The sequence below is a fragment of the Marinomonas sp. genome (assembly GCF_965225885.1).
In the GTDB taxonomy this organism is placed as follows: Bacteria; Pseudomonadota; Gammaproteobacteria; order Pseudomonadales; family Marinomonadaceae; genus Marinomonas.
Map to the genome: position 1 here is coordinate 703,170 of NZ_OZ245329.1, position 18,902 is coordinate 722,071.

General features: G+C 43.7%; 12 protein-coding genes. 4 read left to right on the forward strand and 8 right to left on the reverse strand.

What is annotated here, in order from left to right:
* The first annotated feature begins 134 nt into the window (after positions 1-134).
* A complete protein-coding gene (locus ACO05V_RS03205) occupies positions 135-2,180 on the forward strand; it encodes a phytase (RefSeq protein WP_421847433.1) in 2,046 nt (681 codons plus the stop codon).
* A gap of 82 nt (positions 2,181-2,262) precedes the next feature.
* Here ACO05V_RS03205 and ACO05V_RS03210 read toward each other — a convergent pair whose 3' ends face one another.
* The 3 genes from ACO05V_RS03210 to ACO05V_RS03220 form a co-directional block, all read right to left on the reverse strand.
* On the reverse strand, positions 2,263-3,846 hold the full coding sequence (locus tag ACO05V_RS03210; RefSeq protein ID WP_421847435.1) for a methyl-accepting chemotaxis protein: 1,584 nt from the start codon (positions 3,844-3,846) through the stop codon (positions 2,263-2,265).
* A gap of 340 nt (positions 3,847-4,186) precedes the next feature.
* Positions 4,187-4,804, reverse strand: a complete 618-nt coding sequence (locus ACO05V_RS03215; RefSeq protein WP_421847437.1) for a LysE family translocator — start codon at positions 4,802-4,804, stop codon at positions 4,187-4,189.
* Between the two features lie 114 nt (positions 4,805-4,918).
* Complete coding sequence (locus ACO05V_RS03220) at positions 4,919-6,052, reverse strand: acyltransferase family protein (RefSeq protein WP_421847439.1); 1,134 nt, start codon at positions 6,050-6,052, stop codon at positions 4,919-4,921.
* Positions 6,053-6,267: 215 nt separating this feature from the next.
* Here ACO05V_RS03220 and ACO05V_RS03225 point away from each other — a divergent pair, with 215 nt between their 5' ends.
* Positions 6,268-6,726: a DUF1456 family protein gene (locus ACO05V_RS03225; protein WP_421847441.1), complete on the forward strand. Its 459-nt coding sequence runs from the start codon at positions 6,268-6,270 to the stop codon at positions 6,724-6,726.
* 49 nt (positions 6,727-6,775) lie between these two features.
* Complete coding sequence (locus ACO05V_RS03230; RefSeq protein ID WP_072838653.1) at positions 6,776-7,090, forward strand: antibiotic biosynthesis monooxygenase; 315 nt, start codon at positions 6,776-6,778, stop codon at positions 7,088-7,090.
* A gap of 46 nt (positions 7,091-7,136) precedes the next feature.
* Here ACO05V_RS03230 and pbpC read toward each other — a convergent pair whose 3' ends face one another.
* The 5 genes from pbpC to hmgA form a co-directional block, all read right to left on the reverse strand.
* Entirely contained in the window at positions 7,137-9,425 is a 2,289-nt protein-coding gene (gene pbpC / locus ACO05V_RS03235; protein ID WP_421847443.1) for a penicillin-binding protein 1C, read from the reverse strand.
* The gene (locus tag ACO05V_RS03240) at positions 9,425-14,329 is read right to left on the reverse strand and encodes an alpha-2-macroglobulin family protein (protein WP_421847445.1); all 4,905 of its coding nucleotides are present in this window, start codon (positions 14,327-14,329) and stop codon (positions 9,425-9,427) included. Before ACO05V_RS03240 ends, pbpC begins: the two co-directional genes overlap by 1 nt.
* Positions 14,330-14,489: 160 nt before the next feature.
* Entirely contained in the window at positions 14,490-15,128 is a 639-nt protein-coding gene (gene maiA / locus ACO05V_RS03245) for a maleylacetoacetate isomerase (RefSeq protein ID WP_421847447.1), read from the reverse strand.
* Entirely contained in the window at positions 15,121-16,134 is a 1,014-nt protein-coding gene (locus ACO05V_RS03250) for a fumarylacetoacetate hydrolase family protein (RefSeq protein ID WP_421847449.1), read from the reverse strand. The genes maiA and ACO05V_RS03250 overlap by 8 nt, the downstream gene beginning before the upstream one ends.
* Before the next feature lie 37 nt (positions 16,135-16,171).
* Complete coding sequence (hmgA, locus tag ACO05V_RS03255) at positions 16,172-17,491, reverse strand: homogentisate 1,2-dioxygenase (RefSeq protein ID WP_421847451.1); 1,320 nt, start codon at positions 17,489-17,491, stop codon at positions 16,172-16,174.
* A 379-nt stretch (positions 17,492-17,870) separates the two neighbouring features.
* Between hmgA and ACO05V_RS03260 the strand changes: the two genes are divergently transcribed.
* Positions 17,871-18,881, forward strand: coding sequence for a TRAP transporter substrate-binding protein (locus ACO05V_RS03260; RefSeq protein ID WP_421847453.1), 1,011 nt, complete (start codon positions 17,871-17,873; stop codon positions 18,879-18,881).
* Positions 18,882-18,902 lie beyond the last annotated feature (21 nt).

Consider the following 18,902-nt stretch of genomic DNA (forward strand, 5'->3'; position numbering starts at 1 on the left):
TAAATAGTGCTTTTAGCTTAGGCTGAAAAAAACTGTCATAAAGTCGACATGAAGACTTATTAGGGTGTCCTCAAATTGTTCTGTCTATTGAACTCGTTTATCTAATTTATTTATCACATTGAGGAAACATCATCATGCCTTTACGTCTGTCTTTGATGGCTTTGGCGATTACTAGTGCCATGGCTTCGTCGGCTTATGCGGCGACACCGAGTATTCCAACTGAGCTAAAAAGTGCAGCCAGTTTTGACGATATCGCTGACGCGGCTGTTTGGACGAGTCCTAATAGAGCACAGGATGATTTATTGATTACGACACTAGAAGGTGATGGTTTGGTTGTCTTTGATGATCAAGGCAAAGTAATCATGCGTGATGACAGCAAGGAAGTATTGGGTGCTGACGTTCGATATGGTCTAAAAGATGGCGATAAAAGCATGGATTTATTAGCGGTCGGATTACCTGATGACAAAGCCTTTGCTTTTTATCGGATCGATCGTTCAGCAGCGAAACCTTTGACTGAGGTGGGCCGGATTTCTACCAATATCGCAGCAGAAGCTGTGTGTCTTTATCAAAATGTGACCACAGGCGAAACCACAGTAACGGGCGTTTCTGATGGCGGCGACATCGTTCAATACAAGTTGCAATACAAGGATGATCAGGTACAAAGTGTGGTGAAAGACGCAGCAGGCAAGCCCGTCATGGTTCGCCATACCAATGTTGGTGGTGAATTGAGCGCTTGTGTTGTCGACGATCAAACTGGCACCTTGTATGTGGGTGAGCAGAATATTGGCATTTGGGCTTATGGTGCAGACGCAGAGAATATTAAAGATCGTCGTTTAGTCGATGCTGTAGCGCCATTAGGTCATTTAGAAGAAGTTGAAGGTTTGGATTTGGTATATCAAGCCAATGGCGAGGGTTATCTTTTGGTTGCCGATGAAGGCCAAGGTTTCCTTGTGTATGGCCGCAAGAAAGGCAACTACTTGACGCGCTTCAATGTGACTGGCGTCGAAGAAGCGAAAATTATAACGGCATCGACCAATGCCATCTGGGTTGGTAATACCGAAGCAGACCAGCCTGTGTATGAGAAGATTGCTCTGAAGCAATTAACCCAAGGTTTGCAACACGAAAAAGTGGTCTTCAATCATTTGCGTGATTACCGCGATTTAACGGTTCAAGGCGTAAAATTGGTTGCGGCCAGCGGCGAAACAGATGAAGTCAGCAAAAGCGGCGACGCGGCAGACGATCCTGCATTCTGGCTGAACCCTGAAGACGCCTCAAAAAGCTTGATCATAGCGACCAACAAAAAAGGTGGTTTGATGGCCTATGATCTTAACGGCAAAGAGCTGCAATTCCTAAAAGGCGGTAAGCCTAACAATGTCGACCTTCGCACAGTAAAAGATTGGGATGGTAAAAGCTTTGCCTTGGCGGCAGCGTCAAACCGTGAGTTAAACACCATTGCGCTTTATAAAATTGGCGGCAAAACGCCAATTGAGCCATTAAACGCCATCGGTAGCCATGTTCATCCCGAGCAAGCTGAACTGCTTTCAAACGTCGATGAAGTTTACGGGTTGTGTATGTATCAAGCCAAAGACGGCACACCGTATGTTTTCGTTAATGGTAAAAACGGTGTGACTGAACAATGGCGCATTACACCGACCCAAAAAGGCATGAAAGGCGACATGGTTCGTACGCTAAAAGTAGAGACTCAGCCGGAAGGTTGTGTGGCAGATGATGTGACAGGCATGCTTTATGTTGGAGAAGAAGACAAAGCGATTTGGAGCTTTCAAGCTGATGAGGAAGCAACAACGGAGCCGAGCTTATTTGCCGAAGTGGATGGCAAGCGATTAGTCGACGATATTGAAGGCATAACCTTGTATCAAAACGACGCAGTGAATTATCTGATTGCATCGAGCCAAGGTAATAACACTTACGCCATCTTTGACCTTGCAAATAAAAACCAGTATCTAGGTAGCTTTGCCATTATTGGTGACGATGAGAAAGGCGTTGATGGCAGCAGCGATACCGATGGGATTCATGCTGTCTCAGCGAATCTGGGCGCCGCTTATCCACAAGGTATTTTCATTGCTCAAGATTGGAATAACCTTGATGCGCAATATAAAGCACAAAAGCAAAACTTCAAGATTGTTAACTGGCAAGACATTGAAAAAGTGTTTAAACAATAAGTATTTTTTTAAACCCTGAAAATGATAACCCGCTAATATTGTTGGTATTAGCGGGTTTTTTAGTGCTCTAATTCCGTGGCGTTTATACCTTGAAATAGCTTATGCTGTCGTGAAGTTCCAGAGCCAGCTTGTCCAGATCGACCATGCTTTTTCGTGAGCTAGAAACCGCTTCGGCCGTTTCTTGTACCATGTTTGATATTTCCTCAACATGCTCCGCAAGGGTTTGTGTTGCCTTGTTTTGTTCCTCTGCAGAATGCGATACTTCACGAATTTTGGCCAGTGTTTCATCAGAACCTGATCGAATATTGGCAAGCATTTCTGTCACTAGGTCAGAGCTCTTAACGCTTTCTTCGACTTTTGGCAAAACCGCTTGCATGGTTTTGGCGACATTTTCTGTTTCGGCTTGAACCATGTTGATGGTCTCAGTAATTTCAGAGGTTGCTGTTGCGGTGCGAGAAGCAAGTGTTCGGACTTCATCGGCAACCACTGCAAAACCTCGTCCTTGTTCGCCAGCGCGAGCCGCTTCAATAGCCGCATTTAACGCTAATAAGTTGGTTTGATCTGCGATGTCTCTGATTACGTTGACAATATTACCAATCTGCAAAGAGCGTTCTTCTAAGTTGGCAATCTCTTCCGTAGAACGTGTAATTTGGTGCGAGATATCATTGATACTTATTGCGGACTGCTTCACCAAAGCTTCACCACGTAGTGACAGAGCCGAGGATTCTTCTGAATTTTTTTCGGTGTTGTGAGCGCCTCTTGATATTTCTTCTATGCAAGAGGATAACTCTTGAATGGCGGAGGCTGTTGAGTAAGACGCATCGGAGGATTTTTGCGATGCTGTGGCAATATTCTGCATTTGTTCATTAAGTGCTTTTGTTGATCCCGTTAAGAGTAATGAACCTTTATTGATGTTTCGAACCATCTCTTGCAAGGAGGCTTGCATACGCGCAATAGAACCAAGCAAGCTATCGGTAGAAAAATCACCAATAATGGTTTCATTTAAATGGCCATTCGCAATTCGAGTGGTCACTTCCATGGCGTACTGTGGTTCGCCGCCAATTTTGCTTAGAATGTTTCTGGCCAAATACACAGCCGCTGCAATGATCAGTGCAAGAATCACAAGGCCTGCAATAATGAAGTAGATAGCCGCGCGCCAGAAAGTAGATTGTAAATCGTCCATGTAGACGCCGTAGCCAATAACCCAGTTCCACTCAGGGATCTTGCTCATACCATTTACTTTGATGACTTTATAATCTGTCCCTGGTTTTTTGCTTGGGGCGACTTTAAAGACTATGTCTGTGTTTTTGAGTTGCTGAATTTGGCCTTGGTAAGACTTTTGGAATGTACCGAGTTCACTTTCTCGTATATGAACTCGTGCAATCGCCTTGTTATCGTTTGACCAAACGAACGATGCTCCTTCACGCATTGTGGATAAAGCATCTACAACTCTTTGTTCTGCTTCTGGGCGCGTGAGTTTTCCGGCTTTTTCTAATTCTACGAAATACGTGGCTTGATTCTTTGCGAGTGTCAGAATCTTTTCTATTTCATGTTTTCGGCTATCGATTAAATTTTCTCGAAGTGTGGTTAAGGCGAGCGCGCCTAAGATAATCAAACCTGCTGCTGAGAAAGCTATAAGAATTCCAAGTTGTCTTGATAGTTTCATATCTACCTTGTCTAGTTTAAACAGTTATGTTTGTGCTAATCACTGCCATACAAGGAGTCAAAAATATACTCGCAGGGAATCAATGTTATATGATTAGGTTATTAAAGAGAGCTGTTTATAACTTAAATGACTTTCTTTTCAAATAAGAATTGACTGTTTCTTCATCGGTTAAGTTAATTAAGTGAATTTATAGTAACAAAAGTTAACGAAATTAAGCGGCCAAATAAAAAAGCGCCCATTTTTTACAAAATGGGCGCTTCTTGTTTTCTATGATGTTATTTAATGCAATTGATCAGGCGTCACAAAGAGCCAAAACAGACCGTTTTTGGCTTAAGTTATATTAGCGGTCAGTTAATGCGAGCTTTACACCCAATAAAGCGAAGCTAGCCGAAAAGGTTCGCTGCAGATATTTAGCAATGTTAGAGGAGCCAATTAAATAGCGACGTGCTTTGCTGGCAAGCGCGCCATACAAAATGAAAACAACGAGAGTCATCGCCATAAATATGCCGCCAAGTAATAGCATTTGGCTGGTTGCTGAACTGACGTTTGAATGAATAAATTGCGGTAAAAATGCTAAGAAAAAGATAGTCAACTTTGGGTTTAAAACATTGATCAGGCAGCCTTTCAGAGCGACTTGGAATAAATTAATCTGCTTATTTTCTGTCTTTTCTAATGCTAATCCGCCCGTGTCACGCCACATGCCCCAAGCCAGATAAAGCAAATACGCCACACCGACAAATTTCACAACCTGAAAAGCCAGTGCGCTGGTGTTCAGAATAACCGCTAAGCCAAAAATACTGGCCAGCATCGAAGGAACGATGCCCAATGTACAACCTAGCGCTGCAGCGAATGAAGCACGAGTTCCTTGAAACAGCCCGGTTGAAATTGTGTAAATGACGCCAGTGCCAGGAATGAGCACTAAAATTAATGAAGTAATTAAAAACTCTATGCTAATCATAATGACTATCCTTCAATACGTTTCTTATAAAGCCAGCTTGTGAGATTTTAAGATACTCCTATAAAAAGCATAAAAACAGATCCGGCTACATAAAGGCTGAATGTTTTTTAATCATCAAGCGCCAATCAATAAGCGGCTTTTCGAACCAAACAGAGGTTTTAATTTTCCTATTAACCAGACGGTTCCATAAAATTGAAACATGAATAACACTATTGAAGAAAGAAGGCTGTACAACACTGTGTTATTCGGTTGGATATAATCCGCGTTAAGTAAAATGTATTTTGTATTTCCCCACATCATGCCCAGCAATGGGTGCAAAAAGAAAATCGCAAAGCTAATCGATGCGACCATCACTAAGTGTTTACCCAGAGTCGGCCCAACACAGTTGGTACAGAAACCGATAAACAAAATACACCAGCCCATTTTTTGAATGAATTGTAAATCAATGCCGCCCCATTCAAACGCAGCTTTGTGGAACCCGCCAATGTGGACGAAAACAGACGTTTGTAAATAAACCGTGGTGAGTACCGTGATAATTGCTACGACTAAAAAGGTTCGGTAGTGTTGTTTCATCCAATCCAAATATTGTGAGTAGAGCATGCCGAATAGGTAGAAAGGCGTAAAATACACTAAGGATTGCAACACATTGGCATTACCTTCAGGACGATGAATCACCAATGAGACGACGGAGAACATCACCAAGAGAGACAGCTTGGCAAACAGAGGTAGGTGTAAATAGCGTAAGTGCAAGCCAGCACACAAAAAGGTCGCCATGATAAAAGGAATATACCAATGCGGAAACAATACAAACCCCTGCAGTAATAACTCACCACATTGGGCAAGCGCTTCCCCAGCACTGGCGTCGCCCACAAACATAAAGACCAGCCACTTCACTACAATGGCAAAAAGGGAAACGGCAAAAAAGGGTATTAAGACGTTTTTGACCTTTTTTGATAGGAAGCGTCGGTAATCAAAACCCTCGGCAAACACATGATGAAAGAAAAAGCCAGAAATAAACACAAAAATGCCCGTGCCACCGCGGACGATGTTTTCCAGCCAAACGGGAAAACCATCATTGGTATTGGTGACTGAATGCCCAAGTACAATCAGCACGATGGCGAGTCCGCGTAAGTAATCAAACTCGATGACCCGATCCGTCTTCTTAGATGTCGCCAAGCTAGATTCGTCAACAGAAGGATTTTTGGAAGCCTCGATGTCTATCAGTGTGGGCTTTTGAGTAATATTCACTGGCTTACATCCATGAAAATAAGAGATACAAGCTATTAAGTCGCCAGTTTTGCTACTAATCAATATAGTCTGCAGACAGAATCTAAAATTTTACGTGAAGTATGCATTTTCGACGATATTCTGACGAATTTGGCGGCAAATATAGGTAAATGTCGGCCAATCTGCTAAAGTCGCGATCAACTATTATTTATGCCCCCTAACACTAGGAAATCATCTTGAACAACAACGATATTTTACGCCGCCTTCGCTATACCTTTGATCTAAAAGAACTAGAGATAGTCGATATCTTTGCAACCGCGGATGGCATTGCCACACAAGAGCAAGTCACCAGCTGGCTAAAGAAAGAAGACGACGCGGGTTATGTTGAAATGATTGATGTGGAAATGGCGACATTTCTAAATGGTTTCATCAATACCAAGCGTGGCAAACGTGAAGGCCCACAACCTGTGCCGGAAAAACGTTTAACCAACAACGCTATCTTCATGAAATTGCGTATCGCCTTGAACCTACAAGCTGAAGAAATTCTCGACATTATGTCTCTAGCGGAATTCAACTTAAGCAAACATGAACTAAGCTCTTTTTTCCGTAAACCAGATAACCGTCATTACTGCGAATGCAAAGACCAAATCTTGCGTAACTTCTTGATGGGATTGCAAAAGCAGTTTAAAGCTTGAAACAGTTTTTAATACAAAGATAAATATGGCGTAAATTGGAGTCATTAAGATGATCGCAAGAGAATGGAAAGCCCGTTGCCCAATGGCTAAAAAAGAAGGTTTCATTGCTTACTTATATGAAACAGGTGTGAAAGACACATCTGCTACCGAAGGTTTTAAAGGGGCTCAAATTTTTGGTCGAGAAGTGGACGAGTTAACGTTCGAGGTAACTCTGATTACTTATTGGCCGACTCGTGAGTCTATTATTGCTTTCGCCGGTCAGGATATTGAAGTTGCCAAACTTTACCCAGAAGATGATGAATATGAGCTAGATCCAGATACCTTTGTTCGTCATTACGATGTGATAGAAAATCATTGGGTTTAACTCTGATCATAATGCCCACCAAGAGCGAAGATATAGATCTCTATTTCTAATAGAGAAGAACCGAAAATTCGACTTGGTCTCTTGAGCCAGCTTGGTCTATTAACGTGAGTTGATAGTTGCCGGATTTTAGGTCTTTTAATGTGGTTTTTCTTTGCTGGTCGGGTAGCAACACGCCGTTTAAAAACCAGTAAAAAGGCGCTTCGCCTCCTTCCGCAGAAATGGTGATTTCTCGGTTTTGTTGCTTCGGTAGCTGGAACGCATCTTGATTTGCAAGCCCGTAGATACGCACGGCAGATTGACTGACTAGATTGCCTGTTGTTTCACATCTAGGATCCCAGCTCGGTATCCGAGATGATCGGCGTTGTTCCAAGCTTAGCCAATTATCCAAGGGCGCAGGCCAAACGGTTACCTTATGACGTTTGGCGTTAACCTGACAGCTTATATTGACTCGTAACTTGGAATCATCTGCTTGCCAGAATTGAAATTCAGATTGGTTGAATGGCTGCTGTAGTGCCGCAGTGTTATACCAAGTCTTAGGAATGGTGCCGTCAAGAATATAAGCACTGTGGCTCTCCTCACAAACCGTTTTAACTATGTCACCTTGTGGCCAGCATATGTCTACTTTAGACACGCTGTCGGGCATCAGAGGATCTGGGCGTCGATCATTGAGCCGTTGATAAATATTGTTTAATAACGGCACTGCGGTAACTTGACCGTAATGGCCGGGCATGGGAACACCATCGGGTCTGCCAATCCAAACGCCTAATGTATAATGTTGGCTCACCCCAATCGCCCACGCATCGCGGAATCCATAGCTTGTGCCGGTCTTAACCGCTAAGCCAGAAACAGAGTCTGGATTATCTAATAATATTTTGCGAATAATCCAAGCGGCGCCATTGCTCAACAGCGGTTGTTGTGATTGTTTATCCTCGGTACTAAAACGCAGATGCTGTGCTTGGCCTTTGTTTCCAAGGCTGGTGTAGGCATAGACAAGATCTTCTAAATCAGAGCCAACTCCACCGAGAGCCACTGCCAAATTAGGCTTTGCTCCGGTCGGGAGTTTCAACTCGATGCCTGCTTTTTTCATTTTTAAGAAAAAATAAATGGGCTTGAGCTGTTCCAATACTTGCACCGCTGGAATATTCAGGCTTTTTTGCAAGGCATGGGTGACGGATACTGGTCCACTGATGCCACCATTGAAGTTGTCGGGTTGATAGTCCCCGAACTTGAGTGGCACATCCATTAATAAACTTTCGCTATGAATTAAGCCTTCATCCAGTGCCATACCGTAAATAAAGGGTTTAAGTGTTGAACCTGGCGAGCGTGTGGCTTGCACCATATCCACATAAGCGAAACGGCTGCTGTCGTTGAAATCGGCTGATCCCGCGTAGACTTTCACCTTGCCTGTTTCGTTTTCGACAACCAATGCGGCTGCCGAAACTTTCTGACCAATACCATGGACATAATTTCTGAGCAAATTGCTGATCTGACCTTGCCATTGAGAGTGTATAAAAGTTTCTATCTGGGGCGACTTGTTGTGTGTCACTAACCTGCGAGCGAGCAAGGGTGCAGATTGATAGTCTTGTTTGGTTACAGCGGGAATATCTTCGATTAACGCATCGTTTAAGCGCTCGGTGGACCATTCTTTCAGTGTTACTAAGCGGCGCATTAATTTATCTCGCGCTTGTTGGGCGCGTTCGTTATGTCGGTCTGGTCGATAATAGCTAGGTGCTTGCGGTAAAACCGCCAAGAGAGCCGCTTGGGCGTCAGTGAGTTGTTTCACTTTATGACCAAAGTAACCCAAAGAAGCGGCTTGAACGCCTTCATAGGTGCCACCAAAAGGCGCATGGTTGAGGTAATAAGTAAGTATGTCGGTTTTACTAAAATGCCACTCTAATTGCAGAGCACGGACGATCTCTTTGAGCTTTCCCCATACGGTTCTGGGTTCTGGGTAACGAATGCGAGCCACTTGCATGGTTAACGTTGAGCCGCCAGAGACTATTTCTCCTGTGCTAATCCATTGCCAAGTGGCACGAATGAGAGCAAAAAAATTAACGCCGGGATGATGGTAAAAATATTGATCTTCGTAAGTGATGAGCGCTTCTAAGTAGTTTGGGGAAACATCGTCTAAGGTAACAGGAAAGCGCCACACGCCGTTTTCATCGGCAAAATTACGCAAAATCGAACCATCCTCAGCGAGAACCGTTTGACTCAGAGAGCGGGATTCTAAATCGACCGGAACAATCCAGTCGTATAATAAGAAAGACAAAAACAACAGTATTCCGGCGATAGGCAAATAAGCCCATAACCGGAATCGACCATTAAAACGAGCCATTAACGAGGCAGTATTTCCAAGATATTCATCGACGTACCAATGGCACGGTAATTAGGACGATACATATCTTCTACAAAGGGTGGCGCGACCTGATAAGTCCCCGGTGTGACTGCGCGAGCCAGATAGTAAAGCTTTTTCACCGAACGATTCGTAAGGCTTACGGAAGCCACAAATCGATCATCCCGGTATTCTTGATACAGCAGGTTATTTTCACGGAAGTAGCTACCAAGCGGCTTTTCGTCAATCATAATGCTATCCAAATCGACGCTGGCGTTGCTTAGGTTTTGGTTCTCTAATTCTAAACCCGCTGGTAAAAGGTCAACTACCAAGGCATCTGGAATACGTAAGTCATCATCAACTGTGGAAACATTTAATTCCACAATGACCAAATCGCCACTGGTTAATGTGGTTGGCGTCGTCGGTTTGCCGGTTAGGTCGTAATACTGTCGGCTAATGCGCAGCCCTTCGCTGTATGGCTTTGGGGTGTTTTTAGGTGCGCCTTGGTATTGCAGGCTGACATACAATTTTTGGTCGTGTGCGGTAATGCCTTTGAGCTGACGCAACTTGTCGGCATCAAATACAGAGTTGAATGCCTGTTCTTTTACTAGCGACTGTTCACTCGATGATAACTGGATAGTGGCGTACCATCTGCTGTTTTTATTCGCGTATTGACGAGCAACTTTCAATAAAGCAATGCGCTCTTGTGTACTGAACCAACGTTTGCTTTGTAGGCTATCAATCATCTTATCGGCTAGATCTCCGTCGTCCAGTCCGAGCTCCAATGCCACCGCAAGGCTAAGTGCTTGATCGCGCACAATAGAGCCGTAATCTCGATAATAAGCATATTGTTTGCGGTCAATCTTTAGGGCCTGCTCTAGTGCTTTTTGAGCTCTAGAGGTGTCATTTAACTGATGCAGAGCGCCCGCTAAGTGCATCCAAGCAAGACCAGATTCATCTAAAGAGGGTGTTGATTTACCTTGTCTGGAAGCAATTACGCCGTCGTTATTTGTCATTGCCTGATCATAGAGTCTACGAACGAAGCTCAAGCTAATAGCATCCGCTTTCGCTAAGACAAACGCGGCATAAGCGCGATAGGAGAACTGATAATAATCAGAGCTTTCGCTCCACATATCGCTTTCAGGATTATTATTGACAAAGAAGGTCAATCGTTTAATCGCACGGTTCAGCATATCGTCATCGATGACAATGCCTTGTTTACGCGCATCGATTAAAAACTCCGTGGCATAAACGGTGCCCCAGCGAAATTCCCAACTGCTCGAATCCCAGTAGCCGAAGCCACCGTAACTCAACTGTTTAGCTTTAAGCTTTTCAATCCCGTTCTGGATTTGTTTTAGGCGGAAGGTTTCGCTAAAAGGTTGTTTGAATTCTTGTTCAATACTGTCATCCAAATTGAGCTGACTGACCATGTCTTCGTTTAACAATAGCCAAGGATAGGTCGAGCTGGTGGTTTGTTCTAAACAGCCATAAGGATATTGTAATAGGTTTTCGAATTGACTTCTAAAGTTGATCGCAGGGCGATTGGAAATTGTTAACATCGCTTGAACACTGCTGTCTCGCAATGAACTGATATCAAAGCTCGGCTTCCATTGCTCACCCGGTTCTAGCGTCGCACGTAATTGGTTTGTTGACCAAGGATAAGGACTACGCACGCCAAGTCGCCACGTTCGCGTGATATTGATGTCGTCACCATTGGTGGCATTAAGTGTGATGACACCTTGGCCTTCCCTGTCCGCGCCTGTGATAGGAATAGAAAGCACGGTTTTTTCTTTATCGGCAAGCTCTAGGCTTTGCTGCAAACCTTTGCTAATGACAGCGCCATTTACTTCTACACTGACATCAAATGTCTGCTTAGCATCGGAAAGGTTGTGTAGATCAATGCTGATTTGGCTCTTATCACCCATCGCAAGGAAACGCGGCATGGCAATTTGCGAGACAAGCTTGTCAGCGACAATCATTTCTTTGTGCGTGCTGCCGTAACTGTGATCGCCATAGACCACGACCATCCATTCCAATTTGCCATTGAAGTTAGGCAGATCAAAACTGACATCGGCTTCGCCATTGACAAGAGCAACCGGCTCACTCAGGAAGGAGATAATTTGCACATCAGATTTTGGCTTTTTACCGCCTCGGCTGAGCTCGGCATCAGACTCATTAAACGCGTCGCCACCAAATTTCTGGCGGATCATGTCATAACCTAGGTTATTAATGATCTTGCCATAAATATCGAAATACGCCGACTCAAAGCGACGCGGAGCATAGAAATACTGCTCAGGTTGTGGCGACTTATAGCGTGTAATATTTAGCACACCTTTATCAACAAGGGCGACTGTTGCATAAAGCGGTTGATTCCCAAGTTTTGATACATTCGCTATCTTAATATGCGCGCTAACTACTTTGTTTGGCTGAACTTTTTCTTCGGTGGTCAGCTCTACGTCGGCAATGGCATCTGGGCGAATGATAGATAAATGGGTAATCCCTAAGGCGCGTTTTGGCGCCACTTCGGTGACTTGGTCCGCTGGCGTTAACACCATCGCCGTGACGTATAAGTCGTGTCGATTCCAATTTTGTTGTACATCGATGCTAACTTCATTTGTGCCTTTTTCGATGTTCTTATGCAGGCTGTATTGAACGCCGTTAGTGGATTCCACATTGATAATGCCATCGCCAGCCACTGGGCTGGTTAAACGCAAAGTTGCTTTATCACCGGGCTCGTAGTGATCTTTATCCAACGACATTTGCAACATGTCGGGTTTTAAATTGCTGCTGCTTTGGTTATCCCAACTCCATTCTGTCTCAAACTCAAAGGTGCTTTTCGCTCCCGTTTCAGAGGTGACTTCCAAAATATACGTGCCCCATTGCACAGGGAAATCAACGGTGACGGCGTCATCTTTGACGGCAATATTTTCGTTACCAACGGTATAAATATGGCTTTGATAATTCCAATACCAGCCTCGGGATTCGTTGTATTCCCAGAAGTACTCGCGGTAATTTCGAGACAGGCGAACACTGAGTTTGTCAGCAACCGGCTCCCCTTCTTGATCGACACTTAGTAGCTTAAATTGCAGCGTTTCATTAGACGCAGGTCGGCCTTTAAATAATGGTTGAATACCAACCAATTTTTTGAAGTCTGGTAACTGTATGATGTTCTGATTGCGAGTTATTGGGCGGCCGCCACTTTCGTAAACACTGGCGCTGACAAGGTAGCGCAATGGCACTGGCGTGTTGGCCCAATTATCGGGGATGGAAATCACCCCTTTGCCCTCTTTATCCAGCTTGATTGCATCGGTTTTCAGCGTGCGGCCATTGATTTTTTCTTTGGCATTGCCGAAGTAATAATCTTTTAGCGACGGAAACGGCGTGGTTGAAGGCGAGACAGTAACAACGGCATCGGCATTATTACCTGCGGCGGGAGCGCCATAAAGATAATCGCCTTGGATGGGAACATAAAATTTGCTATTGATGGGAGCATAGCGAGTTTGATTAGGAACATCATCGTAAAAGGAAAGCGTCAGGGTTTCCGGTAAAAAATCTTCGACCTGAAACCAGTAAGTATCAACATATTCATCGTTAATACTGACTTCAAGACGCCATTTTCCGGTTGGTGCGTTGTCGCCTAACTGGAAGCCCGTTTGATAAAGATTGGTGCTGTCGGGCTGCCAAGTGAACTGTTTTTTACGTTCGCCACGAGCATCATAAAGCTTGGCTTGCAGTGGTAAATTCGCGACTTTTTGGCCATCAAAATCGCGCAGTAATAAATTAATCGACACCTCTTCACCGGGACGATAAAGATCTCGTGGGCCGTACATAAACATCTGATAATTACGATGCAGGCTTGGTACATTTGGGTAGGCGGATAAGTCTAATTCGTCTCGGTCTAATTTTAAGAAGGTAATGCTGTCGCCATGGCGAGCAACCACGGATTGTGGCAAGTCATTGGTCGATAATTGATAGCTGCCGTCTTGTCCACTTGTGGCGGCTTGATCGTGCGCCGCTTGTTTATCTGTTTTTGGCCATAAAAAGCGTAAGTTCACACCAGACATCGGTTTCGCAGAAGCAATGGAATGACTGTAAACCACCAAAGAATCTTTGTATTTTCTGGCGTGTAAGCCGATGTCTGTGATGGTGAAAACCGCCGTATCGTAGGCGTAGTCATAATCTCCCGGCTTGCGGATGATCGCGACATAAATGCCCGGAGCATTTTTTTCTAAGACAGGATCTAGGTTTAAATTGTAGGTCTTACGTTGGTTGGCTTTTGCATCATTTTCATAGCGTGCAGAGTGAACTAGGTCGGCGTATTTTTTTAACCGATTGAGGCTGTAGTAATCATTCATTCCCTGGAAAGACGTTTCATCAAGAAAACGATCTAAAGCGTCATCACGAACCCGAAATACATCTAAGTCCACCGATTTTTGATTGATGACAGTAACTGGAATGCCATTTTGAATGTTGCCAACTAAGAAGCTTCCGTTACCTGAAAAATTGGCGCCGGGAATGATTTCACGGGTTTTAACTGTTCGTTCAAAGCTATGAAGATTGCCTTCACTGTCTTTCTCGGTCAGCACTTTTCCCGCAAGCGATTTTGGTTTGGCGTCGACTTTAATGGTGTATTCGGTGCTGGGTTCAACAAATGGCAGTACCCATTGGCGACCATTATTTTGCGGTATCCATATATTGCCAGTGGTGGGATTGGGTGTTACAGAAATGGATTTGCTTAGGTCGCTTTGAGGGTCAATCGAATCGGTAAAGCGAATAATCAATGCGGGCGCGTTGTCCTGAGTGGTCTCGCTGACATCAGAGATATAAAAATCCGCAGCATGTAGCGTGCTGGAAAGAATTAACAAACTCATCCAAATGAGGTGAAGACCTGATAGAGCTGACCGCATGACAAGCATCCCTTTTGCGTTTATGTATGACCGGATTCTATAAGAAGTGCTTACTTGGTTCAATTGATTAAGACTGTGATAGCCTTAATAGCTAGGATAGATGTTGTTAGCATGCAAAAATATCTACGTCCTTGTAGATTTTGTTAATTGAGTGCTTTCGTTAACCTATATGTACTTTCTCTGGTTTAGCATCAATAAAGGCATTTAAATGGTCGCAGGCTTTTGAAATGGCGATTATCTTATGGCAGTTAGAATAATCGACTTTCCATCTATCCGCGTTGTAAAGCTGTGGAATAAGGCAAATTTCAGCTAAACCTGGCTTATTACCTCCAATAAACGGAGATTGCTTTACATCGGATAAGAGCGCTTCAAAGGCAGTTAATCCGTTGGAAATAAAATGCTTCATCCAGTCTTCTCGTAAATGCTCTCTTTGTGGGGCAATATCTGTAAGTTGAGTAAGAACACCCAAGTTACAAATAGGGTGAACATCTACAGCCAGAACATGCGCAAGAGCGGTTATTTTGGCACGTTCAACCGCGTCGTCTGGATAAAGGAATAACCTACGAGTTACGCTCAAATAATCTAATATGGCTAGCGATTGTGTAAACTGCTGACCATCTATTTCGAGTACAGGGACTAGACCTTGTGGGTTTCTTTCTAGATGCTCGGTGGATTTTTGCTGTTGATCCAGTAAGTTCACCTCGACTGTCTTATAGCTTACTCCCAATAGATTAAGCGCAATTCTTAATCGATAACTAGAAGATGAACGCCAGTAATCGTAGAGAATGATATCACTCATATTTCTTTACAACTTGCTCAATGGCACCAAAAATAGACGCATTATTTTGGTCTTTCATTTCTATGCGAACGGTATCGCCAAACTTCATAAAACTTGTATTCGGTTTGCCTGAGTGAATGGTTTCAATCATACGAATTTCTGCAATACAGGAGTACCCGACGCCACCTTCTTTAATCGGTGTTCCTGGGCCATCATTGAGTTTGTTAGAGACAGTACCAGATCCAATAATAGCACCGGCGCTTAAAGATCTAGTTTTGGCAGCATGAGACACCAATGTTCCAAAATCAAATGTCATATCAATACCTGCATTAGCACGACCGAATGCTTCGTTGTTATAGTCAACGCATAGGGGTAGATGTACCTTCCCGTCTTTCCACGCACTGCCAAGTTCGTCTGGTGTTACAGCTACTGGAGAGAAAGCAGAAGAAGGTTTTGATTGAAAGAAACCAAAGCCTTTGCCCAGCTCTTGAGGAATCAAACCGCGTAATGAAACATCATTAACGAGCATAATAAGGCGAATAGCGTTGGCGGCTTCCTCTGCGGATGCGCCCATTGGTACATCATCAACAATGACTGCGACCTCTCCTTCCATATCTATGCCATAAGCTTCATCCGCAACAAAGATAGGGTCTCGTGGTGATAAGAATGCGTCTGAGCCACCTTGGTACATTAAAGGGTCTGTCCAGAAGCTGGCCGGCATTTCGGCATTGCGCGCTTTACGAACAAGTTCTACATGATTCACATAAGCCGAACCATCTGCCCATTGATAAGCACGTGGTAAAGGAGACATTGCATTGGTCTCAACAAAGGGAATAGCATCTTGGCTAGCGCCTGCGTTTAGCTGTTTGGCAATCTGTTCAAGCTCTGGTGCAACGCTTTGCCAATTATCCAAAGCGTATTGTAATGTTGGTGCGATATGTGCGGCACTGATGTAATGCGTTAAGTCGGTGGATACAATAACGAGCGCACCATCACGAGTGCCGTTTTTTAAAGTAGCTAATTTCATATGAGTAATATCCTCTTTGGCTTTTGAAAGGGCCTATTTATTTTGTTCCTGGCGTACCGTCGAATTTCTTTTCAATGGCATCCCAGCAGTTTTGATATGTACTTTGCAGTGGGGCTTCTAACGCTGAAAATGGTGTTAAGTGCTGAGGGAAACGAGTCTCAAACATAAAGGACATGGTGTTATCTAGTTTTTCGGCAATTAACTTGTCATTTGAGGCATGTTCAAAAGCCGGTGCATCTGGCCCATGGGGCAGCATCATGTTATGAAGGCTGATTCCACCAGGGATAAAACCATCTGGTTTAGCATCGTAGACACCATAAATATTGCCCATGAGCTCAGACATAATATTTTTGTGATACCAAGGTGGTCTGAAGGTGTTTTCGGCAACCATCCAGCGTTCACGAAACAGGACAAAATCTATATTTGCAGTCCCTTCGATTCCTGATGGAGCGGTAAGTACAGTGAATATAGATGGGTCAGGATGATCAAATAAAATAGAGCCAACAGGGCTAAATGTTCTTAGGTCGTATTTACATGGAGCATAGTTGCCATGCCACGCAACGACATCTAATGGAGAGTGATTAATCATGGTTTCATGAAACTGGCCACACCATTTCACCGTCACTTTGGAGGCTACATCTTTATCTTCAAAAGCCGCCACTGGCGTTTTAAAGTCTCGTGGATTTGCTAAACAATTTGCACCAATTGGGCCACGGTTAGGTAGGTCAAATTTTTGGCCATAGTTTTCACAGACAAAGCCACGAGCAGGGCCTTCTAACACCTCCACTCGGTAAACAAGTCCACGGGGTAAGATGGCAATCTCTTTGGGTTCTATGTCTATTATCCCCAGCTCTGTTGCAAAACGTAGACGACCCTCTTGAGGCACGACGAGAATTTCACTGTCGGCTGAGTAGAAATATTCGTTCACCATGCTTTTGGTAGCGATGTATATATGAGTCGCCATGCCGACTTGAGTATTAACATCCCCCGCTGTTGTGATGGTTCTCATGCCCGAAATAAAGTTGGTTTCGTGTTCTGAATATGGAATAGGGTCCCATCTATATTGACCAAGGCTAATAATGTCTTCGTCAATGCAAGGGGCCGATTTCCAATAGGGCATTCCAATCTTCTGGAATTTCCCTGTGTGTTTTACTGACGGCCGAATTCGGTAACACCACGAACGTTCGTTTTGCCCCCGAGGTGCCGTAAAAGCTGTGCCAGATAACTGTTCTGCATACAGTCCATACTCACATTTTTGTGGACTGTTCATGCCTTGCGGTAAAGCATTAGGAAGTGCTTCCGTTTCGAAATCATTACCAAATCCGGGCATATATTTCATAGTATGTGTCTCTGCCATATTGAACGACTAAATAAGAGGAGAGTATCAAGAGAGTCTATGGCTCTTAGTGCTAGCCTTTTATTAAAATTCGTTTAAACGCTGAATAAATGTTTATTTTTTGATGATGGACCTAAATCAGCAAACCCTTTTGATGCCGTTTTTCCTCTTAATTTCTTGCCTTAGATGAGTCTCATGTTGTGAGCTTCGACTATTTCTGATTAACGCTTGGTAGAGAATAGTCAGTTAATCTAGGCAAAAAATTAAGTTGGTAAAACGTGTAAAAAGTGATGTTTTTTTTGATCTAAATCATCTTTTCCTTGCCAACCAGACAAGGTTTAATTAATACTATACATAAAATAAACGCATTTACCAATAATAAATCAAAGAGGGTTTTGCAGTGAAATTTCAATCTTTTCTATGCGGTACAGCACTAGCTTTCACTATAATTCAGCCTGTTCAGGCTGCCGATATTAACTTAACAATGTCTCACTACTTGCCGCCTGTTCAGGGCTTACATACTGATTTTTTAGAGCCATGGGCGCGTGAGCTTGAAACCAAAACAGACGGTAAAGTAAAAGTAGATATTCAGTCTGGTGGTTCAGCTCTTGGTAGTATTAATAAGCAATGGGATCAAGTGCTGGACGGTGTCGTTGATATATCCTTTGGCTTACAAGGTATTCCCCGTGGACGCTTCCCATGTTCACAAGTTATGGAATTACCTTTCCTGACAAACAGTGGTGAACAAGCAAACACGATGCTTTGGACATTATATAAAGACTCTTTAAAGTCAGAATATGATGATGTGAAAGTATTGGCCTTAATGACTCATGATCCTGGCGTATTAGCAACTACAGGCGGTAAAAGAGTTGAAAGGCCTGAAGATATAAAAGGCCTTCGTATTCGAGTACCGTCTCCTTATGTTGCGGCCATGATTAAAGATCTGGGCGGTATTCCAGTTGGGATGCCGCCAGGTCAAGTGTATGAGAGCATGCAGACCGAATCATTAGACGGTGTTGTTTTGCCATGGGCTGGTCTACGAGAATTTCGTATTACGGAAGTGGCTACCAATGCGATTGAAATAGGTGCTTATACAACGCCTTTTTATTTCGTTATGAATAAAGACAAATTTGATAGTTTGCCAAAAAGCGTGCAAAAAACCATCGACTCCATCTCTGGAGACAAGCTTGTAGCGAAGTTTCCTGCTTGGTGGGCTAAATGGGGCAAGGGCGGACCTGCTCAGATTACTGAGGCGGGTGGTGAAGTAATTAAGCCGGATGCCGCTTTACGTAAAACTTGGATTGATGCGACGGCTGCCACAGTAAAACAGCTTGAATCAGATTTAAGTCAGCAGTGTTCTAATGGAAAAGAACTTATTGCAGAGGCTCGTCGGTTAAGTACTGTCGAGTAAAAAGCGATTATATGGGCTCGA